Source organism: Massilia sp. R2A-15, from assembly GCF_030704305.1.
In the GTDB taxonomy this organism is placed as follows: domain Bacteria; phylum Pseudomonadota; class Gammaproteobacteria; order Burkholderiales; family Burkholderiaceae_D; genus JAFCUW01.
In genome coordinates, this window is record NZ_CP131935.1 from 3,573,383 (window position 1) to 3,598,647 (window position 25,265).

At 62.6% G+C, this 25,265-nt stretch carries 25 protein-coding genes and 1 tRNA gene; 12 read left to right on the top strand and 14 right to left on the bottom strand.

What is annotated here, in order from left to right; all coding sequences use genetic code 11:
- Positions 1 to 90 precede the first annotated feature (90 nt).
- From Q4S45_RS16325 to Q4S45_RS16350, 6 genes are read left to right on the top strand one after another with little or no spacing between them, the layout of a single operon-like run.
- Positions 91 to 834 carry a c-type cytochrome gene (locus tag Q4S45_RS16325; RefSeq protein WP_305506019.1) on the top strand — a complete coding sequence of 248 codons (744 nt, stop codon included), beginning with the start codon at positions 91 to 93 and terminating at the stop codon, positions 832 to 834.
- A gap of 5 nt (positions 835 to 839) precedes the next feature.
- Positions 840 to 2,126 carry a cytochrome c gene (locus tag Q4S45_RS16330; protein WP_305506021.1) on the top strand — a complete coding sequence of 429 codons (1,287 nt, stop codon included), beginning with the start codon at positions 840 to 842 and terminating at the stop codon, positions 2,124 to 2,126.
- Between the two features lie 8 nt (positions 2,127 to 2,134).
- Positions 2,135 to 2,308: a hypothetical protein gene (locus Q4S45_RS16335; protein ID WP_305506023.1), complete on the top strand. Its 174-nt coding sequence runs from the start codon at positions 2,135 to 2,137 to the stop codon at positions 2,306 to 2,308.
- Complete coding sequence (locus Q4S45_RS16340) at positions 2,305 to 2,862, top strand: cytochrome C oxidase subunit II (RefSeq protein ID WP_305506025.1); 558 nt, start codon at positions 2,305 to 2,307, stop codon at positions 2,860 to 2,862. The genes Q4S45_RS16335 and Q4S45_RS16340 overlap by 4 nt, the downstream gene beginning before the upstream one ends.
- Positions 2,849 to 4,468 (top strand): b(o/a)3-type cytochrome-c oxidase subunit 1, encoded by a 1,620-nt coding sequence (locus Q4S45_RS16345; RefSeq protein ID WP_305506027.1) that lies wholly within the window; start codon positions 2,849 to 2,851, stop codon positions 4,466 to 4,468. The genes Q4S45_RS16340 and Q4S45_RS16345 overlap by 14 nt, the downstream gene beginning before the upstream one ends.
- Positions 4,469 to 4,494: 26 nt before the next feature.
- Positions 4,495 to 5,244 (top strand): cytochrome c, encoded by a 750-nt coding sequence (locus Q4S45_RS16350; RefSeq protein WP_305506029.1) that lies wholly within the window; start codon positions 4,495 to 4,497, stop codon positions 5,242 to 5,244.
- A gap of 58 nt (positions 5,245 to 5,302) precedes the next feature.
- Here the strand turns inward: Q4S45_RS16350 and Q4S45_RS16355 are convergent, their stop codons facing one another.
- The 3 genes from Q4S45_RS16355 to Q4S45_RS16365 form a co-directional block, all read right to left on the bottom strand.
- Positions 5,303 to 5,575, bottom strand: coding sequence for a hypothetical protein (locus Q4S45_RS16355; RefSeq protein ID WP_305506031.1), 273 nt, complete (start codon positions 5,573 to 5,575; stop codon positions 5,303 to 5,305).
- Positions 5,576 to 5,703: 128 nt separating this feature from the next.
- Positions 5,704 to 6,033 (bottom strand): type II toxin-antitoxin system RelE/ParE family toxin, encoded by a 330-nt coding sequence (locus Q4S45_RS16360; protein ID WP_305506033.1) that lies wholly within the window; start codon positions 6,031 to 6,033, stop codon positions 5,704 to 5,706.
- Positions 6,030 to 6,302, bottom strand: coding sequence for a type II toxin-antitoxin system Phd/YefM family antitoxin (locus Q4S45_RS16365; RefSeq protein ID WP_305506035.1), 273 nt, complete (start codon positions 6,300 to 6,302; stop codon positions 6,030 to 6,032). Before Q4S45_RS16365 ends, Q4S45_RS16360 begins: the two co-directional genes overlap by 4 nt.
- Positions 6,303 to 6,568: 266 nt before the next feature.
- Between Q4S45_RS16365 and Q4S45_RS16370 the strand changes: the two genes are divergently transcribed.
- Complete coding sequence (locus Q4S45_RS16370) at positions 6,569 to 7,531, top strand: ribonuclease Z (protein WP_305506037.1); 963 nt, start codon at positions 6,569 to 6,571, stop codon at positions 7,529 to 7,531.
- Between the two features lie 76 nt (positions 7,532 to 7,607).
- On the opposite strand, the gene Q4S45_RS16375 is transcribed toward Q4S45_RS16370, so the two are convergent.
- A complete protein-coding gene (locus Q4S45_RS16375) occupies positions 7,608 to 9,104 on the bottom strand; it encodes a hypothetical protein (RefSeq protein WP_305506039.1) in 1,497 nt (498 codons plus the stop codon).
- A gap of 128 nt (positions 9,105 to 9,232) precedes the next feature.
- On the opposite strand from Q4S45_RS16375, the gene Q4S45_RS16380 reads away from it, so the two are divergent.
- Positions 9,233 to 10,372: a hypothetical protein gene (locus Q4S45_RS16380; protein ID WP_305506041.1), complete on the top strand. Its 1,140-nt coding sequence runs from the start codon at positions 9,233 to 9,235 to the stop codon at positions 10,370 to 10,372.
- A gap of 474 nt (positions 10,373 to 10,846) precedes the next feature.
- Here the strand turns inward: Q4S45_RS16380 and Q4S45_RS16385 are convergent, their stop codons facing one another.
- The 10 genes from Q4S45_RS16385 to ybiB form a co-directional block, all read right to left on the bottom strand.
- On the bottom strand, positions 10,847 to 11,305 hold the full coding sequence (locus Q4S45_RS16385; protein ID WP_305506043.1) for a hypothetical protein: 459 nt from the start codon (positions 11,303 to 11,305) through the stop codon (positions 10,847 to 10,849).
- Positions 11,306 to 11,313: 8 nt separating this feature from the next.
- Complete coding sequence (locus Q4S45_RS16390) at positions 11,314 to 11,856, bottom strand: lysozyme (RefSeq protein WP_305506045.1); 543 nt, start codon at positions 11,854 to 11,856, stop codon at positions 11,314 to 11,316.
- A 432-nt stretch (positions 11,857 to 12,288) separates the two neighbouring features.
- A tRNA-Ile gene (locus tag Q4S45_RS16395) sits at positions 12,289 to 12,367 on the bottom strand.
- Between the two features lie 101 nt (positions 12,368 to 12,468).
- Positions 12,469 to 14,712, bottom strand: a complete 2,244-nt coding sequence (gene rpoD, locus Q4S45_RS16400; RefSeq protein ID WP_305506047.1) for an RNA polymerase sigma factor RpoD — start codon at positions 14,710 to 14,712, stop codon at positions 12,469 to 12,471.
- Positions 14,713 to 15,134: 422 nt separating this feature from the next.
- Positions 15,135 to 16,931: a DNA primase gene (dnaG, locus tag Q4S45_RS16405; protein WP_305506049.1), complete on the bottom strand. Its 1,797-nt coding sequence runs from the start codon at positions 16,929 to 16,931 to the stop codon at positions 15,135 to 15,137.
- 133 nt (positions 16,932 to 17,064) lie between these two features.
- Positions 17,065 to 17,514 (bottom strand): GatB/YqeY domain-containing protein, encoded by a 450-nt coding sequence (locus tag Q4S45_RS16410; RefSeq protein ID WP_305506051.1) that lies wholly within the window; start codon positions 17,512 to 17,514, stop codon positions 17,065 to 17,067.
- Positions 17,515 to 17,636: 122 nt separating this feature from the next.
- Positions 17,637 to 17,849: a 30S ribosomal protein S21 gene (rpsU, locus tag Q4S45_RS16415; RefSeq protein WP_008451879.1), complete on the bottom strand. Its 213-nt coding sequence runs from the start codon at positions 17,847 to 17,849 to the stop codon at positions 17,637 to 17,639.
- Between the two features lie 107 nt (positions 17,850 to 17,956).
- Positions 17,957 to 19,168: an NAD(P)/FAD-dependent oxidoreductase gene (locus tag Q4S45_RS16420; protein WP_305506071.1), complete on the bottom strand. Its 1,212-nt coding sequence runs from the start codon at positions 19,166 to 19,168 to the stop codon at positions 17,957 to 17,959.
- A gap of 74 nt (positions 19,169 to 19,242) precedes the next feature.
- Positions 19,243 to 20,064, bottom strand: coding sequence for a uroporphyrinogen-III C-methyltransferase (gene cobA / locus Q4S45_RS16425; protein WP_305506073.1), 822 nt, complete (start codon positions 20,062 to 20,064; stop codon positions 19,243 to 19,245).
- Positions 20,045 to 21,037 (bottom strand): DNA-binding protein YbiB, encoded by a 993-nt coding sequence (gene ybiB / locus Q4S45_RS16430; protein ID WP_305506075.1) that lies wholly within the window; start codon positions 21,035 to 21,037, stop codon positions 20,045 to 20,047. The genes cobA and ybiB overlap by 20 nt, the downstream gene beginning before the upstream one ends.
- 87 nt (positions 21,038 to 21,124) lie before the next feature.
- On the opposite strand from ybiB, the gene Q4S45_RS16435 reads away from it, so the two are divergent.
- The 4 genes from Q4S45_RS16435 to tsaD all read left to right on the top strand — a co-directional run bounded on the left by Q4S45_RS16435 (position 21,125) and on the right by tsaD (position 25,227).
- Positions 21,125 to 22,624, top strand: coding sequence for a DUF4331 domain-containing protein (locus Q4S45_RS16435; RefSeq protein WP_305506076.1), 1,500 nt, complete (start codon positions 21,125 to 21,127; stop codon positions 22,622 to 22,624).
- An 11-nt stretch (positions 22,625 to 22,635) separates the two neighbouring features.
- A complete protein-coding gene (locus tag Q4S45_RS16440) occupies positions 22,636 to 22,851 on the top strand; it encodes a hypothetical protein (protein WP_305506078.1) in 216 nt (71 codons plus the stop codon).
- A 127-nt stretch (positions 22,852 to 22,978) separates the two neighbouring features.
- Positions 22,979 to 24,040, top strand: coding sequence for a 3-deoxy-7-phosphoheptulonate synthase (locus Q4S45_RS16445; RefSeq protein WP_305506080.1), 1,062 nt, complete (start codon positions 22,979 to 22,981; stop codon positions 24,038 to 24,040).
- 146 nt (positions 24,041 to 24,186) lie between these two features.
- Positions 24,187 to 25,227 carry a tRNA (adenosine(37)-N6)-threonylcarbamoyltransferase complex transferase subunit TsaD gene (tsaD, locus tag Q4S45_RS16450; protein WP_305506082.1) on the top strand — a complete coding sequence of 347 codons (1,041 nt, stop codon included), beginning with the start codon at positions 24,187 to 24,189 and terminating at the stop codon, positions 25,225 to 25,227.
- Positions 25,228 to 25,265 lie beyond the last annotated feature (38 nt).

Here is a 25,265-nt window from a genome sequence, read left to right on the forward strand (position 1 = left end):
TCAGCCAGAAGTAATCATGCTAATCTAGCCACTGAACGGTGAAAACGATTTCTTCGATCGCTGGAAAGCCAAGGCTGAAAGGTGGGTTTGATGACTCGGTGCGCATTCGTCCTTGAACGACTCGGGCTGCTCGTCCTGTGCGCATTGCTTGTTCACGGCGTTGCCTCCGCCCAGACCAGGCCAGTCAGTCCCGACGCCGTTCCCGCCTTCCAGAAACTCGACTCCATCGAAGCCCGCGTCCAGGGATGCGTCACCTGCCACGGACAGAAGGGACAGGGCACCGCGGACGGCTACTTCCCCCGCATCGCCGGCAAGCCCGCCAGCTACCTCCATAATCAGCTGACCGCCTTCCGCGATGGCACGCGCAGCTATCCGCCGATGAATTACCTGGTCGCCTACCTGCCCGACGCCTACCTGAAGGAGATTGCCGAGCACTTCGCCGCCCAGCGCCCGCCCTTCAATGTTCAGCCAGGCGCCGCGCCCGACCCGGCCCTGATGAAGCGCGGCCAGGCGCTGGCCACGGCGGGCGACCCCGCCAAGGGCATCCCCGCCTGCATCGCCTGCCACGGCAAGAGCCTGAGCGGCATGGAGCCCGGCATTCCCGGCCTGGCCGGCCTGCGCCCCGCCTACATCGTCGGCCAGCTCACGCGCTGGCGCGTGGGCGAGCGCCGCGCCGCCGACCCTGACTGCATGAAACGCATCGCCACGCGCCTGACCGATACCGACATATCGTCCGTGGCCGCCTGGCTGGCGCAGCAAACGCCCTCGGCCAACGCCGCGCCTGAGCCGTCCAATCTGGTTCGCATGCCGCTCGCCTGCGGCAGCCAGCGGTGACGCCCATGCGCAAACGTACCAGCATCGTTCTCGTGCTTGCGATCCTCGCCGCGCTGGTGGCGGCCGCGCTGTACTTCCTGCGCCCCGGCGCCCTGCCCGACAGCGCAAGGCATGCCCCGGTCTCAGCGACCACGCAGATCATCAATCGCGGCGAGTACCTGGCGCGCGCCGGCGACTGCGTGGCCTGCCACACCGTTCCCAACGGCGCGATGTTCGCCGGCGGCAGGGCGATGGCTACGCCGTTCGGCAATCTGTACGTGCCCAACATCACCCCCGACGACGACACCGGCATCGGCAGCTGGACCGCCGACGACTTCTATCGCATGATGCACACCGGCATATCGAAGAACGGCACCCTGCTGTACCCGGCGATGCCGTTCGCCTCGTACAGCCAGGTCACGCGCAGCGACACCGACGCCATCTACGCCTACCTGATGTCGATCGCGCCGGTCAAGCAGAAGAACCGCGAGCACGAGCTGCGCTTCCCCTTCAATAACCGCGAGCTGCTGATCGGATGGCGCACGCTGTACTTCAAGGAAGGCGAGTTCCAGCCGACGCCGGGCCAGAGCGCCGAGTGGAATCGCGGCGCCTACTTGGTCAAGGGGCTTGGGCATTGCGCCATGTGCCACACGGCCGTCAATGCGCTGGGCGGCTCGAGCGAATCGAAAGCCTTCGAGGGCGGCATGATCCCCAACCAGAACTGGTACGCGCCCTCGCTCACGTCGAACCGCGAGGCGGGCCTGGGCGACTGGAAGATCGAAGACATCGCCGACCTGCTGCAGGTGGGCGTGTCGCACCGCGGCACCGTGTACGGCCCGATGGCCGAAGTGGTCTACAACAGCCTGCAGTACCTGAGCGACGACGACGCCAAGGCGATGGCGGTCTATCTCAAGGCCCTGCCGCAGAAGGACACGGCGCCGCCGCCATCCAGCCAGGCGCGCATGGTCAGTCCCGAAGTGATGGAATCGGGCCGCAAGGTGTATGTGGCGCAGTGCGCCGTATGCCATGGCGCCGAGGGCCGCGGGCAGGCGCCGTCGTATCCGCCGCTGGCCGGCAACCAGTCCATCACCATGGAGTCGCCCGTCAACTCGATCCGCATGGTGCTCAACGGCGGCTATCCGCCGGGGACCAGGAAGAACCCGCGGCCGCATGGCATGCCGCCGTTCTCGCACCTGTTGAACGATAACGAGGTCGCGGCGGTCGTGACCTACATCCGCGTCGCCTGGGGCAACAATGGCACGCCAGTGGCCGCCGCCCAGGCCAACGACCTTCGCAAGCTGCTACCGGAATAGGCGCCACCATGAACACTCCCGACGACGACGAATCAGCCGAACTCGAACGAAAGATCGACGACATCGTGGCCAAGGGGCCGGCGGGCGCCTTTGCCGTCGCCGGCGTGGCAACGGCCATCGTGGTCGCGATGTTCTACCTGTTCTACGTGCTCGTGTACCTGCCGCGGGGCGCCGTCCAATGACAGCGCATCACGCATCCGAGGCAGTCGCCAACGCCGCCGAGCGGCGCTGGGCCATCATCGTCATCGCGATCATCGCGTCCTTGCTGGCCATGATGATCTTCACAGGCCTGCACTGGGCCGCGATGCCGCCGTCGCGCGTTGAAACTGTGGACGTGAAGACGCTGCACATCCAGGGCGAATTCGTCGAGAACAATCTGGGCTCGATGGTGGACAAGGACGGCAAGGTCGTCGTGCGCCTGATCGCGCAGCAGTATTCGTTCACGCCGCAGTGCCTGCTGGTGCCGGCCGGCATGCCCGTCACCTTCCGCGGCACCAGCACCGACGCCATCCACGGCTTCGTGGTGGGCCGCACCAACGCCAACACCATGCTGATCCCGGGATTCGTGTCCACCTTCACCACCAGCTTTCCCAGGGTGGGAGAGCAGCTGATGCCGTGCCACGAGTATTGCGGCACCGGGCACGAAGCGATGTGGGCGCGCGTCCAGGTGATACCCGCAGACGAGTTTCTCGCGAAAGCGAAGGCGTCAGAAAGGCTGAGCTGTGTACCTCGCTAGAAAACTGGTCCTGGCGCACTTCTGGGTCGCGTTCATCGCGTTCTTCGCCGCCATCGTGCTGGGCGAATGGCAGATGTACATCCGCAGCCCGCTGCATGCGTGGATCAACAACCCCGAGCATTACTACCGTTCCGTCACCGCCCACGGCACCGTGATGGCCTACGTGCTGCCGACGCTGCTCGCGATGGGCTTCGGCTACGCGATCGTGGAACTGGCGCTGAAGCGGCCCCTGATCGGCATGCGCTGGGCCTGGGCCGGGTTCTGGCTCGTCATCGCCGGCACGCTCATCGCCGCGCTGACGACGGCGGTCGGCAAGGCGTCGGTGCTCTACACCTTCTATCCGCCGATGCTCGCCAGCCCGCTGTACTACATCGGCGTCGTGCTGGTGGTGGTTGGGTCGTGGATCTGGGTGGCGCTCATGTCGATCAACCTGCGCGCGTGGAAAAAGGATAATCCAGGGGCGACCGTGCCGCTGGCCATGTACGGCAACGTGGCCGGCGCCTACCTGTGGGCCTGGACCTCGGTGGGCGCCGCGTCGGAGATCCTGATTCTGATCATGCCGGCGTCGCTCGGCCTCACCGACACCATCAACGCCGGCCTGGCGCGCGTGCTGTTCTCGTGGACGCTGCATGCGATCGTCTACTTCTGGCTGGTGCCCGCCTACATCGCGTTCTACACCTTGTTCCCCGGCGCCATCGGCGGGCGCCTGTACAGCGACACCATGGGCCGCGTCGCCTTCGCGCTGTTCCTCGTGTTCTCCATGCCGATCGGCATACACCACCTGTTCGCCGACCCGCAGGTGGGCGCCGGCTTCAAGTTCGTACACGCGGTGATGACGGCGATGGTGTCGATCCCCACGCTGCTGACGGTATTTACCATCGTCGCGTCGGCGGAGATCGTCGGGCGCCTGCGCGGCGGCACCGGGCTGTTTGGCTGGGTCAAGGCGCTGCCGTGGTCCAACCCGATGATGCTGGCGGTGACGTTCGCCTTCATCATGCTCGGCTTCGGCGGCGCGGGCGGCCTGATCAACATGAGCTACCAGCTCAACGAATCCATCCACAACACCCAGTGGGTCACCGGCCACTTCCACCTGATCTTTGGCGGCGCGATCGTCATCATGTACTTCATGGTGGCGTATGCGCTGTGGCCGCAGTTGCGCAATTGCGCGCCGCTGTCGCCCAGCCTCATTCGCACACAGCTGACCTTGTGGTTCGTCGGCATGATGGTGCTGACCATGCCGTGGCACCTGGTCGGCCTGCTGGGCGCGCCGCGACGCATGGCCTATTACGACTACACGCACCCGGCGCTGGCGTCGCAGGCCATCACGGTCACGATGTCGGCCATCGGCGGCCTGCTGCTGGTGATTTCCGCAGCGCTGTTCCTGTACATCCTGGCCAGCGCCAGGCGGCAATCGGGCGCAGTGCCGGCCGCCGTGTTCAGCGTGGCGGTGCATCCCAACACGAATCCGCCGGCCGTGCTCAACGGCCTCGGACTGTGGGTGGGCATGATGATCGCGCTCACTGTGGTCAACTACGGCTACCCGATCGTCCAACTGGCGATGACGCCGCAGGCCTACGTGCCTGTCATACCGATCGGAGCGCGATGATGCTGGCCCGGATATGTATCGGAGGTTTGGCGGCGCTGACCCTTGCCGCGATGGCCGTCGGATTCGGCTGGCTGCCGTCGGCGCACCAGGACTTCAGCGCCGGCGGCGTGTGGGACAGCATCTGCCGCGCCGCCGGGGTGCCGAGCAGCTGGGGCGCCAAGGATAGCCAGCGCGGCGCGCCGGCGGTGGCGAGCAATGTCATCCTGCTGCCCGAGATGACCAGAACGGCATCGACCGCCGCAGTGGGCCGCGGCGCCACGCTGGCATTGAACTGCACCATGTGCCACGGGATGAAAGGGATGAGCCGGTCGGACGCGCCCAACCTTGCGGGGCAATACCCCGAGGTCATCATGAAGCAGCTTGCCGACTACAAGAGCGGCAAGCGAGGCAGCCCCATCATGGCTGCGCTGTCGAAGAACCTGTCCGACGAGAACATCAAAGACCTGGCGGCGTATTACGCCAGTTTGCCGAAGGCGCGCACGGCGCCAACCATGTACGACGAGTCGCTGCCCGCGCTGGTGCGCGTCGGCGCTCCGATGCGCAATATCGCGCCGTGTATCTCGTGCCATGGCGGCGTCGACCAGAAGCTGGGCGCACCCTGGCTGGAAGGCATGCCCAAGGATTACCTGGTCCAGCAGCTGCAGTTGTTCAAGAAGGGCGAGCGCCGCAACGATGGCCAGCTACAGATGCGCAACGTGGCCAACGCGATGACCGCGGAAGAAATCGACGCCGTCGCCACGTTCTACGCGCGCAAGGCGCTGCCGGTGCGCGAGTAGCCGCTGCCGAGGGGGCTGGTCATGCGAACCCGCCGGCCATCGGCGGTCCTCGGCTCCTTCAGTGCGCAAACGGATTGAAGTAGTCGCGCTCTTCCGACTGGGTCGACTTGTAGTGTTTAACCGTCTCCACGGCTTCGGCATACACTTCGGCGCGCGTTCTGCCTTCTGATCCTGCCGCCTGCTGCGTGCCCGCCGCGGACGAGCCGCTGGTGGTCGCGCCTGCCACGGGCGAACTGTCGTTTGGCGATTGCGGAGGATTAATCGGGCCGTTCATGGCGCAGCCAGTTGCCAGCAAACACGTGGTGGCCAGCGCAGCGAATTTTACGTTCACGATTCTCTCCCCTTAGTTCAATGTCAATTCCAGAATAGCCACGCCAGACCGTCCATGCAACCGCGACAGGGGGAAATTTGCGTCGCTTTGGTCGGCCGAGTTCGAGCGCTGGGCACAAATGAGGAGAATCAGGGCGCTCTTTTTGATCGCCGTATGAGAAGTGCGCGTAGGTCTTTTCGCGTGTCGCAAATAATGTGAACGAAAATCGTACCTTGTCGCGTCTCGTAGATAATTTGATTTCTGCCCGACAAAACCTGGCGAAACTGCGTTAAATTAAAGTCGCTGATTTCCTCAGGAATGCTGCCGGCGAGGGGAAAAGATTGTAAAGCGCGAACGGTATCCTTGATCCCACGGTAGCTGACCAGCCACGCCTTTCTTCCAAATTGTTTGACGATATAGCTCTTCAAGTCCTTGAGATCCTGCTCCGCTGATTCGAGCAAAACCACCTGCGATTTCACTGAGAATCTTCCTCATCCAGCTCGGCAAACACATCTTCTGCAGAACGGAATTTTCCTTTCTCGATTTCGCGATTCCCCATCGCCAGAATTTTCAACAGCGCGATTGCTTCCTGTTGCTCCTCGTATGAGCGCAGATCCATAACGACCAGCTTCGCTTCGCCGTTCTCGGTCATTAACAGCGGTTGCCGGCTGTGCGTGATGTCCCTGACGATCTCCGCAGCGTGAGTTTCCAGATCGCTAATTGGCCGTGACTGGCTTGAGAATTTCATGGTTGGTGCCTCCTGGTGCGACGAATTACAGGGCAAACTCAGGGTGTAAATTTCCGGCGCGTTCACCGAGCGAGACGTTCGGTTCGCGCGTCAACGAGTGGTTGGGAACCCATTCGCTTCCGCCAAAGTCTAGCACGCAGAGCACCCGCTTTCGCGGCCCAATCGAACAGGTAACTCCGCTCCGCGCGCAAACCCGGCGCCCGGATTCGAGACAATTTCTTGGCTCTTCGTCGATAATAAACTCCCGCATGAATTCCGGACCCGCCATGGAAATTCAATTCCTCGGTACCTCATCGGGCACACCGACCAGAACCCGCAACGTATCCGGGCTGGCGCTGCGTTCCTTCGCTGTGGGATATTGGTACCTGATCGATTGCGGCGAAGGCACCCAGCACAGGATCCTGCACACCAGCTTGTCGCTCAGGAATTTGCGGGCGATTTTCATCACGCACATCCACGGCGACCACTGTTACGGGCTGCCCGGGCTGCTGGCCAGCGCCGGCATGCTCAACAGGACAGAACACTTGTTCATCGTCGGACCCGCGCCGGTGTGGGACTTCATCCAGGGAGTGATGAACACCACCCAGCTTCAGCTTCCCTATTTGGTTGAGTTTATCGATGTGGCCGATGCGCCCGGGTTCGCGCTGCTGCCAGACTTCGACGTGCGCTTCACTGCGCTGTCGCACCGCGTTCCTTCATATGCCTACAGCTTTGAAGAAAAGCTCATCGAACGAAAGCTCGATGCGGCCAGGCTGAAAGCCGATGGCATACCGCCCGGTCCTGCGTGGGGCCGGCTTCAGCAAGGCGATGACGTTGCGATGGATGACGGCAGGATTTTCCATGCCAGTGACTATCTTCTTCCGCCTCGCCCGCCACGCAAGATAATCGTTGGCGGCGATAACGATAGGCCGGAGCTGCTCGCGGCAGAGGCAGCGAACGCGGACGTGCTGATCCACGAGGCGACCTACACCGAAGAGATACTGGTCAAGATGGGCCCGGGTCCCCAGCACAGCTCGGCGAAAAGCGTGGCACAGTTTGCGAACGACACGAAGGTCCGCAATCTCGTGCTCACCCATTTCAGTCCGCGCTATCAGGAAGAGAAGGGCAAACTGTCGATGTCCGATATCGCGGCTGAAGCGCGCAGCGCATACGCCGGCAAGCTGTTCCTGGCCAACGACCTGGAGCGCTACTCGCTGGACCAGCAAGGGACGCTGTCGCGGGCAATCTGAGCCGCTATCAGTCGGGCGCCGCATCGGCCTCGCACGACTGCCGCGCAAGGTTCACGCAATCGGCGAGCCCTTCGCGTTACCACCGCAACTCCGTATCGTCATACAGCTGGCGCACGAATTCCAGAAATTTTTCCCCCATGATGTCCGAGTGCGATGTAATCAGCGAGGCATCAGTATGGATATTCCACACCAGCGAGTTCGGGTCGCGGTTATGGTTAGGCAGCGATGGCTTCATCTGCGACAGGGTCACTCCGCCGCAAAATTCGCGCATCCAATTCGCCTTCAGTAATCCGGTCGCGTCCGTGTTTTGCTGAAAAAACCTGGCCGAATTCAAGGCCTCGATCTCCTTATTCGTCAACATCGCTTCGCTGTTCGAAGAACTTAGCGGCCCCGGCGCCTGCCAGCCAGGACAGGCGTTGTTATCGCGTGCGACGAGTTGGTGCGTCTGATACAGGTCGATATGGCCATGGGTTCGTTTCATCGCCTCGGACTGCTCCTCCGAAGTCACAGGTTTTTCAAAAATGCTGTTGATAAAGCGCCCCGCAGGAAACGCAAGCCGCGTCGCGGCGTCGGCCGAGGAAGTGATTGTGACGAGCAGAGGCGGCTGCACCACCTTGCTCTTGTAGTTGATGGCAGCCTGATGCAGGGGCTGGTATCGGACCGCTTCAAAGGCCGGGTTGATCAGCACAATCATGTCCGCGGGCCGCCGGTTCGCTTCCGCCTTCCTGTGCGCGCCTGGATTGTCCGCCGCACCTGCGCCGCCCGGTAATGGGCCGTTATCGAGGTCCTTTTCGGCGTTCAGCGTTGAGATCAACGGACCGGAGATCGCGGAATACAAGATCCATGCGCCAAAGCTGTGCCCGATCATCAGCATCCGAACCCGGCAGCCGCTCGTCGTGATCCGGCCTTCCCGCGGCGCGGCACAGTCGGGGCTATCGATGTTGCTGTTGTAGTGGCTCTGGACGGTTCGCAGGCGCGAAAACAGTTCCTGCACGGCGCCGTGGGAGACGCGAAGCGCCGCCGACTTGCGGGACCAGAAGCTCATATTAATTAATGCGTTGGGCAGGTCCCAGGACTTGCCGCGCCACCCCACGTAGATACCGACCACTTTGCGAGGCTTCCTGCTCTTGCTTGACTCCAGAGTGTTAGCGGAAGCCAGGATTCGCCGGAAGCGCTTGACGTCCTCGTCATCGTCTTTCGCGTCGTGCTTCCAGCCGTGGACGTACAGGATGATATTCAGATACTCGTCATCGCCCAGCAATTTGTCCAAGCGTTTCATCAGATGGTCGATTTGACTTGGCGGCTTGTCGCCGGGCGCGGCTCCGGCCTTTGCCGGGATGGTAACCGCCCAGCCCTGGTCATCGAACTCCACGAAGTGCAGCTCGTAGCCCGGCGCTGTTTCAGGCGTGATGTGGGAACACTGCTTCAACGTCGCTGCCAGATCCGCAGGGCAGCTGACGGATCCGGGTTCAGCCAGGTCCGTGCGGTAAGGCCGGACGCTTGCGCAACCGAACAGAAGCCCACTGACACACAGGAGTGACACCAAGAGCCTTGCCGCATGAGATTTCATCATATCCCTCTTTGTCTGCAACAAACGTTGTCGAAAGGCGGGCAAGGGGTGTTGAACATCCTGTAGCGCCAGTTAACTCAGACCCGTTAATTCGGGATGCGTTCAACATCATGAACGCGCTGGCGAAGTAGATGGGAAAGATGACCGACGATGGATCGGAAGACCGGCAATTTCGCGGTGAAGGCCAAGGAAAAGCGATGAACGCGGTCGCTGCTCGGAGGTCTAAGAACTACGCATTCCGCTGCCGCGTCGATGACACGCGAGCTTTGCTTTTGCCACACCGTTCGAGGACTATCATGCGCCACCTGCTCTCGCCCGTACTTCCAGCCCTGTTGCTCTATTTTGCTGGCGCCGCGCACGCGGCGGCGACCGCCTACACCGCCGGTCCGAGCGATGCCCAGGCAACGCCGCTGGCTGCGCAAGGCCCCGTACAACCTACCCCTCCGGCGCGCGCACTGCCGACCGTCTGCGCCGGGTTCAACATTGCCGTCTATTCGAATGTCGACGAACCGATGAAACTGTCGTTCGGGCGGGACGGCGCGCTGTACGCGGGACGACAAGGCGGGGACCGGATCCACAGGATCGCGCCCGGCGGCAGCCCGGTGACAGAATTCGGTCCGCCGATGGTCGATCCCGACGCGGTGCTGGTCGACGCTGCCGGCGTGATCAGCGGTGTCCGGAATGCGGTGCTGGTGGGAGGCGGCGGCATCCTCGCCGCGATCTTTCAGGACCAGACGTCGCGGGTCATTTTCAATTCCGGTTTTGCCGATGTCGACGACATGAAATTCGACGAGTCGAGGCGCCTGGTTTTCTCCGACGATGCGCCCCAGGTGCTGGTGAGCCAGGGAAGCCCACCGACGGTGCTGTTTGCGACTCCAAGCCGTCCGGGCAGCATCGCCATCGATGACGACAACCGGATCTTCGTTGCGCTCGGCGACGGCACAATCAGGATCTACAACGCGGACGGGTCTTTGGCGGACAGCGCGTTCGCCAGTGGCTTGGCCGGCCTGGATACGTATCTCGCCTTCGGTCGAGGAGGTGACGGCTTTGGTAAGGCGTTATATGTCCTGAGCGGACGCGAACTGCTTCGTTTTAACAAGAAAGGAAAAGCGACCGTGATCGGATCGGGCTTCAACATTGGTCCTTCATCGGGCACCGGTTTTGTATTCGGTCCCGACAAGGCGCTGTATGTGTCCGATTACTACGAAAACCGCGTCCTCAAGATCTCCCGAGGGAATGGCGGGCGAGGTGCCTGCCGCGAACGGCCCTGAAAAACCACTATGAACATCCAAGCATGAACCAACGGTTCATAGATGCCGTACTATGCGTTATCACGCTTAATCTATGAACACGCCGACAAACGTTCGACGCATGACGTGGTGTCGCAATGTCGGCACTGACCCTGGCTCCCGCACAGCCCAAGAGGTGATGGATTCGGCAAGGATCTGTATGTCCTCAGCGGACGCGAACTGCTTCGGTTTAATAAGCAAGGAAAAGCCACCGTGATCGGATCGGCTTCAATATTGGTCCTTCACCGGGCACGGGTTTTGTGTTCGGGCCTGACAGGTCGCTGGATGTTTCCGATTACTATGAAAACCGCCTTCTCAAGATCTCTCGAGGAAACGGCGGACGAGGACACTGCCGCGCAAGGCCTTGAACTCCGATGGCGGCGTGCCCTCGCGCGATGTGGATATCCGTGTCGGGATGGCGTGCACCATGCTGGCGCCGCACGGGCGCCTCCCTCATTAACGAAGGCGTCGTGCGTCGAAGAACCAGCCTTTCCAAAAAATGACCAGGCGGTTCGGATTTTTGACGAAAACAACAGTGCACCCTAAATCGACCACGGACACCGGATTGGGCAATCCCAGACGTGACGCGCTTGCGTGCGCCTGCTCGCGCAGATATAGACGCGGCTCCACCCGCTTTTCCTGGAAGTCAGGTGGCAAGCACACTTGGCTGCCAAACTGAACCTTATCTGTAGCTACTGTGAAAACATGCCCCACAAGCTGATCGGCCTCACGCTCATCCAGCGAAGTGATTTCCGCCCCATCGAGGGCAGCAGTGAACTTCCATTGCCCGATAACGCTACGTCCATCCCCGGCGGCATGCACTGGGAATCCCGGCCACGATGAAAGTGCAATAGCGGCGACGAGGGCGCAAGCATGCACGGGCTGGAATGAGATGAAGCAACGCAGAAACGGCATAACGCCTCCTATTTGTTCGGAGCTATGGTTGGCGTGACTCGGAATGGCGCACTCTCCTCTGCGCGGCGATGTATGAGCCCAAGCGCGATGACGTATTTTTTCTTTCCTTTCTCGATTACCGAGACTTTGGTCATCTGCGAAATATTATCGGCCGCACCGACAAAATCCCGTTGATTCACGTAGCCGAAAGTACCGCGGGCGCCGGTAGGGCCGGCGTTATAGGTAAGGCTAACAAGCGCATCAAATTGCGCTTGATTCAGTGTTACTTTAGTGTTCCGACGCACGACGCGTTCAGCGTCTCCAACCCGTCGGCCGAACTCCTGATCGACCATCGGCGCGCTAACTTTTCGTTTAAGTTCGTCCGCTGAACAAACCCCTTTGTGAGCAAGAATCCCAGCGCCCCAAGTGCAATGCCCTTTATTCTTGCCCATGTCATTGTAGTAGCGGTAGACAGCCTTCTCCGTCGCTTGCATCCGAGCGCGAGCGTCGGGACTCATCGACATCTGGACATTCGGCCCGGGTTCAGAGTCCGCTTCAAGTTTGGCGGTCATGAGTGCCTCCATCAGTTGAATGAGCACTCACGTTACCACCGAGAAACATCGAGCACTTGATGTCAAGCAGCCAGACAAAGCTTTTCCCTAACGATGCTAGCCACATTTGAAATTTGCGAAGTCGGCGCCCAGACTCATCGCAAGGGCCGCATACGGCTAAGCTTGTCACCCACTATCGGAACCAACCCCGACTCCATCAGCCACTGGCCTTGTCTACAGAATATAGACGCTCCAAATTGCGTAGATCGTATTGTCATACGACAAGTCTTAGAGGCTCAAAACGGAGTGTATCAACGTAGTTGTCGCGTCATCTCAAGCTGCTTGCTACAACGGGAAGGGACGAGAGAAAGAAATGCCTAAATGGCACCTACACGGCTTTTCGGCATTGAGAAAAAGCCAGAAGCGATTATCACGTTAACTCTTGAATTTGATTGGTGGGCCTCCCGTGAGTCGAACACGGCACCAACGGATTATGAGTCCGCTGCTCTAACCAAGCATGAGCTAGAGGCCCTAAATCGGTGCGGCGGGAGTTGCTGAGAACTCGCCACCGTCCGGACAGCGCCGGAACGAAGTGGCGAGAGGATATTGCTTTTGACCTCAGCCCGTCAAGCCTTAGTTTCCTTCGAGGAAGCTCTTCAGCTTGTCGGAACGCGACGGGTGACGCAGCTTGCGCAGCGCTTTCGCCTCGATCTGGCGAATCCGCTCGCGCGTCACGTCGAACTGTTTGCCCACTTCTTCCAGCGTATGGTCGGTCGACATTTCGATGCCGAAGCGCATGCGCAGCACCTTGGCCTCGCGCGGCGTCAGCGAATCGAGCACATCCTTGACCACGCCGCGCATCGACGCGTGCAAGGCGGCATCCGACGGCGCCAGCGTGTTGTTGTCTTCGATGAAGTCGCCCAGGTGGGAATCGTCATCGTCGCCAATCGGCGTTTCCATCGAGATCGGCTCTTTCGCGATCTTCATGATCTTCCGGATTTTGTCTTCCGGCATTTCCATCTTGATCGCGAGCGTCGCCGGATCCGGCTCGGCGCCGGTTTCCTGCAGGATCTGGCGCGAGATCCGGTTCATCTTGTTGATCGTCTCGATCATGTGCACCGGAATGCGGATGGTGCGCGCCTGGTCGGCGATCGAACGCGTGATCGCCTGGCGGATCCACCACGTCGCATAGGTCGAGAACTTGTAGCCGCGGCGATATTCGAACTTGTCCACCGCCTTCATCAGGCCGATGTTGCCTTCCTGGATCAGGTCGAGGAATTGCAGGCCGCGGTTGGTGTATTTCTTGGCGATCGAAATCACCAGGCGCAGGTTGGCCTCGGTCATTTCGCGCTTGGCCTTGCGCGCCTTCATTTCGCCGGCCGCCATCTGGCGGTTGATGTTGCGCAGGTCCGGCAGCGGCAGCACCACGCGCGCCTGCAGGTCGATCAGCCGCTGCTGCAGTTCCTTGATGGTCGGGATGTTGCGGCCGAGGATGGCGCTGTACGCATGCCCCGCGTTGACTTCGCCGTCCACCCATTCGAGGTTGGTTTCGTTGCCCGGGAAGACCTTGATGAAGTGGGCGCGCGGCATGCCGCACTTGTTCACCGCAACGTCGAGGATCTGCTTTTCGATGTGGCGCACTTCGTCCACCTGGCCGCGCAGGGTATCGCACAGCTTCTCGACGACTTTTGCCGTGAAGCGGATGCCCAGCAGCTCGTTGGAAATAGTTTCCTGCGCCTTGACGTAGGCTTTCGAGTTGTAGCCGTCCTTTTCGAAGGCCTTGCGCATCTTGTCGAACTGCACCGAGATGGTTTCGAACTTCTCCATCGCGGCCGCCTTCAGCGCTTCGAGCTGCTCGGCCGAGAAGCCCGCCGCGCCGCCGGCGCTGGTCTCTTCTTCTTCCTCGGCTTCCTCTTCGTCGGCGTCTTCTTCTTCCTCGTCGTCATCGGACGCGGCAGGCGCCGGCGCCGGCGCAGCCACGCCTTCGTTCTCGTCGACCATGCCGTCGACGATCTCGTCGATCTTGGTCTCGTCGTTCTGGATGCGGATCGCCGCCGAAATGATCTCGGCAATCGTCACCGGGCAGGCCGAAATCGCCTGGATCATATCCTTCAGTCCGTCTTCGATGCGCTTGGCGATTTCGATCTCGCCTTCGCGCGTGAGCAGCTCGACCGAGCCCATCTCGCGCATGTACATGCGCACCGGATCGGTGGTGCGGCCGAAGTCGGAGTCGACCGTCGACAGCGCCGCTTCGGCGGCCGCTTCAGCCTCGTCGTCACTGGTGACGGTGGCCACGTTGTCGGTCAGCAGCAGCGATTCGGCATCGGGCGCGTGTTCGTACACGGCGATGCCCATGTCGTTGAAGGTGCCGATGATGCCTTCAATTGCTTCCGGATCGACGATGTTCTCGGGCAGATGGTCGTTGATCTCGGCGTAGGTCAGGAAGCCGCGCTCCTTGCCGAACTTGATCAGCGTCTTGAGCTTGTTGCGGCGCTTCTCGAGCTCTTCCTCGGACGCCTCGGTGTCCGACGAGAAGGCGTCTTTCAGCAGCGCCTTTTCCTTGGCCTTGCGGTCCTTGGCCTTGGCCTTGTCGACCGCCTTCAGTTCGGCGCGTTCGACCGCATTGAGCGCGGCGACTTCGTCGTTTTCAGGCTGGAATTCCTTCGGCTTGCGCCCGCGCCGGCCAGGCACCTTGACCGACGGCAGGACGTAACCGGACGTGTCGATCGCGGCCAGCGCGGCGGCGTCGGTAGTCTGGCTGACGACAGGCGTGGTGCTCACGACACGAGCTTCGGCCTTGTCTTGCGCTTTATCCGCCTTGGCGGACGTTTTCGCTGGCTTTTCAGCCAATTTGGGTTCGGGTTTCTTGGTTGGCACAGGCGCTTTCGATGTCACAACGACTAGCTTTACGATGGATTGAGATAAAGTTTGTTGCCGCCCTTCCGGGCCTACGTCTCCCGGCCAGCCCTCGCAGGCCAACCTGGCACTACTGCACTCTTACACCTTTACATCACCTGCAGGCACGACCGGCGCCGCCATGTTCAATGGCATTCCACTGAAGCACCGACGGTTGGGGGCGTTGACCTGTGGCGTCGGCAGACTGTCGTCTGCCACCATAGCTGGCCCTGCCGCCGGCGCCTCGCTCGCGCGCCGATCAAGAGCCTAAAGTCTGACAAGCTTGCCGTCTTGCGGACGATAGAAATCGCTTCCTAAGACACAATACTTATCGTTTTATTATAGCACGCACCCCAACTTTTTCCAGTGACCGGCAACCCTTGAACTGTAGCAACTTTAACACTTCAGCGCGGTGTCTTGTCGGCCGCATCTTCGCGCGCCAACTGATCCTGCATCGCCGTAATTTCGCGGTACCGCACCCCCATCTGATCTGAGGTCAGACCGGAAGAAAACAACTGGTTCAATTCCTGTTTTAACGCCTCCATCTTGATCTGGCGCACCGTAGCGGCCAGGAATTGCTTCACCGCGTCGAAGTCCGATTCCGGTTCCGAGGCAATCTCGGCGATCAGGCTGTCGTACTCCACGCTCGTTTCATGCAGATGCTGCGACAAGGCCGCGAAGCCGCCGCCCGGCCCCAGTGCCTGGCCGGCCGCCACCAGCTGGCGCAGCCGCTCGGCCGATTCGGCGCCGAAGTGATCGAAGCATTGCAGCGCCGACTCGTCCAGCTCCAGGCACAGCGGCGGATGCGCCACCAGGATGCGCAGGATCTGCAGCTCCAGCCCCACCGGCTGCGGCCGCCCCTGCTTCGGCGGCGCCCGCTTGGCCACCGACACCGGCTTTGCCAGTTCAAATAACGCTTCGATTTCCGCCGGGGTTGACTGGGTGATGCTGGCCAGCCCGCGCACGATCTGGAGTCGCAGCGACGACGGCGTCATCGCCTGCAGCAGCGGCTTGGCGTCGAACTGGGCACGCGCACGCCCTTCCGGCGTCGACAGATCGTGGTCGCCCGACGCTTCGCGAATCAGGAATTGCGACAAGGGCATCGCTTCGTGGATTTCCTGCTCGAACGCTTCGAAGCCGCGCTCGCGCACGAAGCTGTCCGGGTCGTGCTCTTGCGGCAGGAACAGGAACTTGATGGTCTTGTTGTCGGTCACTTGCGGCAGGCAGGCTTCGAGCGCGCGGCGGGCCGCCTTTCGGCCGGCCCGGTCGCCGTCGAAACTGAAGATCACGGTGTCGGTTTGGCGCAACAGTTTCTGCACGTGAGTCGTGGTGCAGGCGGTGCCGAGCGTCGCGACCGCTTGCGGGAAGCCGAGCTGGGCCAGTGCGACCACGTCCATATAGCCTTCCGTCACCAGCACGTAGCCGGCGTCGCGGATCGCCTGGCGCGCCTCGAACAGGCCGTACAGCTCGAAGCCCTTCTGGAATAGCGGCGTTTCCGGCGAGTTCAGGTATTTCGGCTCGCCCTGGTCGAGCACGCGGCCGCCGAAGCCGATCACCTGGCCTTTGGTGTTGCGGATCGGGAACATGATGCGTTCGCGGAAACGGTCGTAGCGCTTCTTGTTGCCGCCGTCCTCGTCCACGCGGTCGATCACCAGGCCGGACTCCACCAGCGCCAGCGCGTCGTAGTCGGGGAACACGGCTTTCAGGCTGTCCCAGCCGGACGGCGCGTAGCCCATGCCGAAGCGCGCCGCCACTTCGCCGGTCAGGCCGCGGTTCTTCAAATAGGCGATGGCGTTGTCGGCGCCGCGCAGCTGGGCGCGGTAGAAATCGCAGGCCTGGGTCATCGCGTCGGTCAGCGCCAGCGACTGCGCCGCGGCGGCCGCGCGCTGGGCCGGCGGGATCTTGTCGTCGTTGTCCGGCACCACCATGCCGACGCCCTGGGCCAGGTCCTTCACCGCATCGATGAAGCCCATGCCCGAATACTCGATCATGAAGCCGATCGAGGTGCCGTGCGCGCCGCAGCCGAAGCAGTGATAGAACTGCTTGGTCGGGCTGACCGTGAAACTGGGGGACTTTTCGTTGTGGAACGGGCACAGGCCCATGAAGTTGGCGCCGCCCTTTTTCAGCTGGACGTAGCGGCCGACCACGTCGACGATGTCGACACGGTTGAGCAAATCGGTGATGAATGTTTGTGGAATCACGTCAGATGGTCAGTCTTTGTCTAAAGTCAGACTATACCGCCAGCCGCTCATCAAATTGATTTGCAACAACTTACGCGGCGGCGACAACACCGGGGCCAGGTCCGGCGGACCTGACCCCATTTTCAGGCGACCCTTATGCGGCCGACAGCGCCTTCTTGATCAGGCTCGACACCAGGCCCATGTCGGTGCCCTTCGGCATCTTCGGCTTGATGATGGCCATCACCTTGCCCATGTCCTGGGGACCGGCGGCGCCCGAAGCGGCCACCGCATCGGCCACGGCCGCGTTAATTTCCGCTTCCGACAAGCCGGCCGGCATGTAGGCTGCCAGCACGGCCAGCTCGGCCTTTTCGATGTCGGCCAGGTCGGTCCGGCCGCCCGCTTCGAACTGGCTGATCGAGTCCTTGCGCTGCTTGATCATCTTTTCGACGATCGCCAGCGCCTGCTCGTCGGTCACTTCGATGCGCTCGTCGACTTCCTTGCGCTTGAGTTCGGCGATGATCAGGCGGATCGTGCCCAGCTTGCCCGCGTCTTTCGCGCGCATCGCCGTTTTCATGTCTTCGGTGATTTGGTCTTTCAAGCCCATGGCGTCCTCTTTTCGGTAGGTATAAAAGGCAAAACCCGCTGCGGTAGAACCGGAGCGGGTCTGCGATGCATCAGGCCATCATCCGGACAGACTTGCCGTCGCGGATCACTGGACTAGCAATCTTAGAATAATTTCTTTGGCAGTTGCTGGCTGCGGATGCGCTTGTAGTGACGCTTCACGGCAGCTGCCAGCTTGCGCTTGCGCTCAGCCGTTGGCTTTTCGTAGAACTCGCGTGCGCGCAGTTCGGTCAGCAGACCAGTTTTTTCAATGGTGCGCTTGAAGCGACGCATTGCGACTTCAAACGGCTCGTTTTCTTTAAGGCGAATAGTGGTCATGTAAAAATCAAACCGTTAGATGTTAGGGGAAGAACGAGATTCTAGCATCGTTTGCCGAGCAATGGAAGCTTTTCACTGTCCTGTTTCGAGTTCGCCACACCGCCGCCCTATGCCAGCGCCAGTCCCGCCGCCTGCGCCGAGGCCCACGCCCACTGGAAGTTGTAGCCGCCCAGCCAGCCCGTCACGTCGACCGCTTCGCCGATGAAATACAGGCCCGGCACCTTGTTCGCCATCATCGTTTGCTGCGACAGTTCGCGCGTGTCGATGCCGCCCAGGGTCACCTCGGCCTTGCGATAGCCTTCCGAGCCGGTCGGCACGATCGCCCAGCGGTTGACCGCGTCGCCCAGCTTGCGCAGCTTGGCGTCCTGCATGTCGGCCAGGCGCGCATCCAGCGCGATATCGCACGCCGCCAGCAGGCTTTCGGCCAGGCGCGCCGGCAACCACTGCGACATCAGGTTGCCCATCTGTTTTTTTAGAGTGCCCTTGCCTTCGATGAGTTCCGCGGCGACGTCCACGTCCGGCAGCAGGTTCAGCACGATCGGCGTGCCCGGCTGCCAGTAGCTGGAAATTTGCAGGATCGCCGGGCCGGACAGGCCGCGGTGGGTGAACAGCAGGTCTTCGCGGAACTTGCCCTTGATCGCTCCCTTGCCCTTGCCCGAGCCGGTTTCCACTTCCACTTCCAGCGCAATGCCGGCCAGCGGCGCGAACGCCTCCCAGGCCGGGCCGTCGAACGTCAGCGGCACCAGGCCGGGACGCGGCTCGACCACCGCCAGCCCGAACTGTTCGGCGATGCGGTAGCCGAAATCGGTGGCGCCGATCTTCGGGATCGACAGTCCACCGGTGGCGATCACCACGGCGTCGGCCAGGATGTCGCCAGTGTCGGTGGCGAGCAGGAAGCCGTCTTCCATTTTTTCCAGCGATTCGACGTTAGTCGGCATGCGCCAGGTCACGTTGCCGTCGGCGCACTCGGTCTTGAGCATCTCGATGATCTGCTCGGCCGAGTCGTTGCAGAACAGCTGGCCGCGGTGCTTCTCGTGAAAAGCGATGCGGTGCTTCTTGACGAGCGCAAGGAAGTCCTGCGGCGTGTAGCGCGACAAGGCGCTTTTCGCGAAGTGCGGATTGGCGGACAGGAAGTTGGCGGGGCCGGCGTTGATGTTGGTGAAGTTGCAGCGGCCGCCGCCGGAGATGCGGATTTTCTCGGCCAGCTTGGCGGCGTGGTCGATCAGCACCACGCGCTTGCCGTTGCTGGCGGCGACTGCCGCGCACATCATGCCGGCGGCGCCGGCGCCGATCACTGCTACATCATATTGTTTTGCCATGGTTGCTGCCGATTCCGCTTAGAACTAAACCGGCATTGTAAACCGCGAGGCGGATTTCGATGGCTAAAGCACGCTCAGCATAGGCTCCAGCCTTCGCTGGAGCGACAACCTGAAGACCGTCGCTCCAGCGAAGGCTGGAGCCCATACTGAGATTGAACATCGGCGCACCGGACCACATCCCCGACGACGATGATGCTCGGACTCCCCAGCCCCGACAGCGCCAGGTCGGCAGCCAGCTCGCCCAGCGTCGTGAGCAGATGCGCCTGCCCGTCCCCGGTCGCCGACTGAATCACCGCCACCGGCGTCGACGCCGCCTTGCCGCCCGCCAGCAGCGCCGCCTGGATCTGCCGGCAGCGCGCCACGCCCATATAAATCACCAGCGTCAGCCCGGTCTGCGCCAGCAGCGCCCAGTCCGGCGTGCGCGCGGCGCCGGCCTCATCCTGCCGCTCATGCCCGGTAACAAAGATCGCGCCCGAACTCCAGTCGCGGTGCGTCAGCGGCACGCCGATCGCCGACGGCGCCGCCAGCCCGCTGCTGATGCCGTTGACCACTTCCACCTGCACGCCCGCCGCCACCAGCGTCGCCCTCTCCTCGCCGCCACGCCCGAACACGAACGGGTCGCCGCCCTTGAGCCGCACCACGTGCTTGCCCGCATTCGCTTCGGCCACCATCAGGCGTTCGATGAATTCCTGCGGCGTGGACTTGCAGCCGCCGCGCTTGCCGACGTGGACAACGCGCGCCGCAGCACGCGCATGGTCGAGGATCGCCGGATTGACCAGGTCGTCCACCAGCAGCACGTCGGCGCCGGCGATCGCGCGCACCGCTTTCAGGGTCAGCAATTCCGGATCGCCCGGTCCCGCGCCCACCAGCCACACCTTACCTGTCGTGCTCTCCATGATCGCCGCCCGTGTTCGCCTTTAGTGCCTTTGAAACTAGCAAACACTGTGCCACTTGCTCGAGAATCGATGGCGGCACCGGCGCCTCCCCGCGCAGGGCGCGCGCGATCCAGGCGGCCGTGGTGGCCGCATCGCGTTCGGGCGGCATCTGCGCCATTTCGTCCGTTGGCGCGTCTTTTTGCACCAAAATGGTGCGATTCCCCGCATGAAACCAGTCGATTTGATTGGCGCGGTTGGCGTTGGCTACCGTCTCGCCCTCGGTGCCGCGCATCAGGAAGGCGTCGCCCCGCGCGTGCGGTGCCGCGTCGGAGAAATACTCGCCCAGCATTTCCAGGTATTCCGGGTGCGTGTAGGACACCAGCCGCAGCGCCGGCCCCTGGTAGGGCTGCAGGATCTTGACCAGCGTGTGGGTCGAATTGCGCACCCCGAGGATGCGGCGCAGCGACAGCAGCTGCGCCATCTTCGGCGCCAGCGTCTCGATCGGCATGAACGCCGGCTGGCCCTGCGCCTGCGCGCCCTGCACATCGGCCAGGCTGGCGGCCAGCGGCAATCCCATCGCCTGCATGATTTCCGCGGTGGTGACGCGCCCCGGATCGCGCGTGACGCCATGCACCAGCACCGGCACGCCTTCGCGCGCCAGCAGCATCGCCAGCAGCGGCGTCAGGTTGGCCATTTTGCGCGCGCCGTTATAGCTGGGGATCAGCACCGGCGCGTAGCCGCCAGGCGGCGCCGGCAGCAGCTCGAACGATTCCTCCGCCGCGTCGAGAAAGCCGGCGATCTCCTCGACCGACTCGCCCTTGATCCGCATCGCCAGCACGATCGCGCCCAGCTCCAGGTCGGACACCCGGCCGTCGAGCATGGCGCCGTACAGCATCTTCGCGTCCTCGCGCGTCATGCTGCGCGCGCCTTTCCGGCCGCGGCCGATTTCCTTGATGAAGCGGGCGGCGGCGATATTTTCTTGCGATGTAATCATAGGCCCAAGCTTACACCGAGACGCGCAAATCTTTTGGCAAAAACGGAATCAAAGGAGATACGCCCCACCCAACTTGAGGAGACCAACATGAATCAGATCAGACGACGGGCATGCATCGGTGCACTGTTTGTCGGCAACCTGCTCGCGCTCGGCCTGGCGCCGCATGCGATGGCGTCGAGCCACCGCGAAGCGCCCTTCATCACGCGCGCGCCGAAAGTCGACGCCACCGACTTCTACCTGTTCCGCAGCTTCGCCCCGGGGCGCGGCGCCTACACCACCGTGATCGCCAACTACGTGCCGCTGCAGGACGTGTATGGCGGCCCGAACTTCTTCGCGATGGACCCGGAGGCGCTGTATGAAATCCACTTCGACAACAACGGCGACGCCAAGGAAGACCTGACCTTCCAGTTCCGCTTCAAGTACACCAACAAGGACGCCAAATTCACCGTCGGCGGCAAGCAGGTGTCGATCCCGCTGGTGAACAACGGCGGCCCGATCGACAGCGTCAGTCCGGCCGGCATCAACGTGCGCGAAACCTACACCGTCACCGTGGTGCGCGGCGACCGCCGCAAGGGCACGCGCGCGGCCGTCACCAATGCCGACGGCGGCGGATCCACCTTCGACAAGCCGATCGACAACATCGGCAACAAGTCGATTCCAGACTACGCGGGCTACGCCGCCAAGCACATCTACAACATCAACATTCCCGGCTGCGCGACGCCGGGGCGCCTGTTCGTCGGCCAGCGCAAGGACCCGTTCGCCGTCAACCTCGGCGAAACGTTCGACCTCATTAACATCAAGGCCCCGGCGGTCGAGTTCGATCCGAACGCCGAAAAAGCGGCCAAGGACGACCTGGCCGACAAGAACGTCACCTCAATTGAAATGGAAGTGCCGACCGAATGCCTGGCGACCTCCGCCGACCCGGTGATCGGCGGCTGGACCACCGCCAGCCTGCGCCAGGGCCGCCTGCTCAACCCCTTCCCGCGCTCGAACAACGACGCCTCGCTTGAAGGCGGCGCGTGGGTGCAGGTGTCGCGCCTTGGCATGCCGCTGGTAAACGAAGTCGTCATCGGCCTGAAGGACAAGGACCGCTTCAACTCCAGCAAGCCGCAGAACGACGCCCAGTTCGCCGACTACGTCACCAACCCGACCCTGCCGGCGCTGGTCGAAATCCTGTTCGGATCGGCGGGGGCGAAGGCGCCCACCAACTTCCCGCGCAACGACCTGGTGGCCACTTTCCTCACCGGTATCCAGGGCCTCAATCAGCCGAAAAACGTCACGCCAAGCGAAATGCTGCGGCTAAATACCTCGATCGAGCCGACCGCGGCGGGCGCGCAGCAGCGGCTCGGGGTGATCGGCGGCGACAACGCCGGCTTTCCGAACGGGCGGCGGCCGGGCGACGACATCGTCGACATCTCCCTGCGCGTGGTGATGGGCAAGCTGTGCACGCTCAACATCGGCTGCGTGGCGGCCGATGCGCCTGCCGGCGCGATCCGCTTCACCGACGGCGCCTTCCTCGACCAGAGCTCGTTCGACGCCACCTTCCCCTACCTGAGGACGCCGCTGCCGGGGGCGCCGCAACAGTAAAGGAGAGCATCATGAAAAGACTCAGCTTGATCATCGCCGTGCTGCTGGCGGGCTGCAGCGGAGGCGGCGAGATATCGCTGCCGCCGCCTCCGCCCGAAGCGCAGTTGGACGCCTTCTACCTGCTGGTCAGCGGCGTGGTCGCGGCCAGTTCCGAGGATGGGGACGCGAAGGATGTCGATTCGCTGGCGGCAACGTCGCCGGACGGCAGCGAGCCGGAGACGCTGTAATTGCCTGCGGCGCTGGCAGATCGGGGTCTGACCCGCGGGTCAGACCCCGGTTTTAGCTCACCTTCTGCAACAGCCGGGAAATGACGCTACACTGCTTGCAACCGAAATCAAGCAGAAAAGCAGGATCATGAGCATCACCGACAATATCGAAAATACCAACGTCAGCTCGTTCGCGCGCATGCCTTCGCCGCTCGAGCTGCACCGCAAGCTTCCGCTGACCGACAAGGCGCGCGCCACGGTCATGCAGGGCCGCGAAGCGCTGCGCAACATCATCGACCGCAAGGACAAGCGCCTGTTCGTGGTGGTCGGCCCGTGCTCGATCCACGACCCGGTAGCCGGCCTCGATTACGCAGCGCGCCTGAAAAAGCTGCAGGCGGACGTCGCCGACACCATGCTGCTGGTGATGCGCGTGTACTTCGAAAAGCCGCGCACCACCACCGGCTGGAAAGGCTACATCAACGATCCGGACATGGACGACTCGTTCCGCGTCAACGTCGGCATGGAGAAGGCGCGCCAGTTTCTGCTCGACGTGTGCGAACTGGGCCTGCCCACCGCCACCGAGGCGCTCGACCCGATCTCGCCGCAATACCTGGGCGACCTGATCGCCTGGACCGCGATCGGCGCGCGCACCACCGAATCGCAGACCCACCGCGAGATGTCGTCGGGCCTGTCCACGCCGGTCGGCTTCAAGAACGGCACCGACGGCGACATCAGCATCGCCGTCAACGCCATCCTGTCGTCGGCGCATCCGCACTCCTTCCTCGGCATCAACGGCGAAGGCAACGTATCGATCGTGCGCACCAGCGGCAACGCCTACGGCCACGTGGTGCTGCGCGGCGGCGACGGCCGGCCGAACTACGATTCGGTGTCGGTCGCGATTGCCGAGCAGGCGCTGGCCAAGGCCGGCCTGCCCGCCAACCTGGTCGTCGACTGCTCGCACGCCAACAGCTACAAGAAGCCCGAGTTGCAGCCGCTGGTGATGTCCGACGTGGTGCAACAGATCCGCCACGGGAACAAGTCGCTGGTGGGCGTGATGATTGAATCGAACATCGTCGGCGGGAACCAGAAGATCCCGGCCGACCTGTCGCAGCTGAAGTACGGCTGCTCGGTGACGGACGGCTGCATCGACTGGGAATCGACCGAAGCGATGCTGCGCGCCGCGCACGCCGAACTGCTCCAGCGGCCGTAACCTTCTGATGCTGTCGTACCTGCGAAGGCAGGTACCCATACTGAGCCGCTTTTACCTCCGCAGCATGCTCAGTACGGGTACCCGCCTGCGCGGGTACGACATTCCATGCTTTACAATGACGGATTCCCCATCTGTCCGCACCTCCCATGATTGTTCTCGGCGTCGAATCCTCCTGCGATGAAACCGGCCTTGCGTTGTACGACACGCAACGCGGCCTGCTGTCCCACGCGCTCCACTCGCAGGTGGCGATGCACGAAGAATACGGCGGCGTGGTGCCCGAGCTGGCCTCGCGCGACCACATCCGCCGCGCCATCCCGCTGCTCGAGCACACGCTGGCCGGCGCCGGCATGAAGCTGTCCGACATCGACGCGATCGCCTACACCCAAGGCCCGGGCCTGGCCGGAGCGCTGCTGGTCGGCTCCTCGATCGCCTGCGCGCTAGGCCTGGCCACCGACAAGCCGGTGATCGGCGTGCACCACCTCGAAGGCCACCTGCTATCGCCGCTGCTCGCGTCCGAGCCGCCGGCCTTCCCCTTCATCGCGCTGCTGGTCTCGGGCGGGCACACGCAGCTGATGCGCGTCGACGGCGTCGGCCAGTACACGCTGCTTGGCGAAACGCTCGACGACGCGGCCGGCGAAGCATTCGACAAATCGGCCAAGCTGCTGGGCCTGGGCTATCCGGGCGGCCCGGCGATCTCGCGGCTGGCCGAATTCGGCGACCCGAATGCCTACAAGCTGCCGCGCCCGATGCTGCACTCGAAAGACTTCAACTTCAGCTTCTCCGGCCTGAAGACGGCGGTGCTGACGGTGGTGAAGAACCACGAAGAGAAAGTCATCGCCAACATCTGCGAGCAGGACAAGGCCGATATCGCGCGCGGCTTTGTGGACGCGATCGTCGACGTGCTGACGGCAAAGTGCGTCAGCGCGATCAGGCACACGGGCTTGAAGCGCCTGGTGATCGCCGGCGGCGTCGGCGCCAACTCGCAACTGCGCGCCTCGCTCAATGCGGCGGCGGCAAAGAAGAAATTCAAGGTGTTCTACCCAGAGCTGGAGTTCTGCACCGATAACGGCGCGATGATCGCGTTCGCCGGCGCCATGCGCCTGCAGATCAATCCGGACGCGGCGAAGAAGGACTACTCGTTCAACGTCCGGCCGCGCTGGGCGCTCGACGAAATCCGCGACGTGTGAGTATCGGGGTCTGGTCCTGCGGACCTGACCCCATCTTC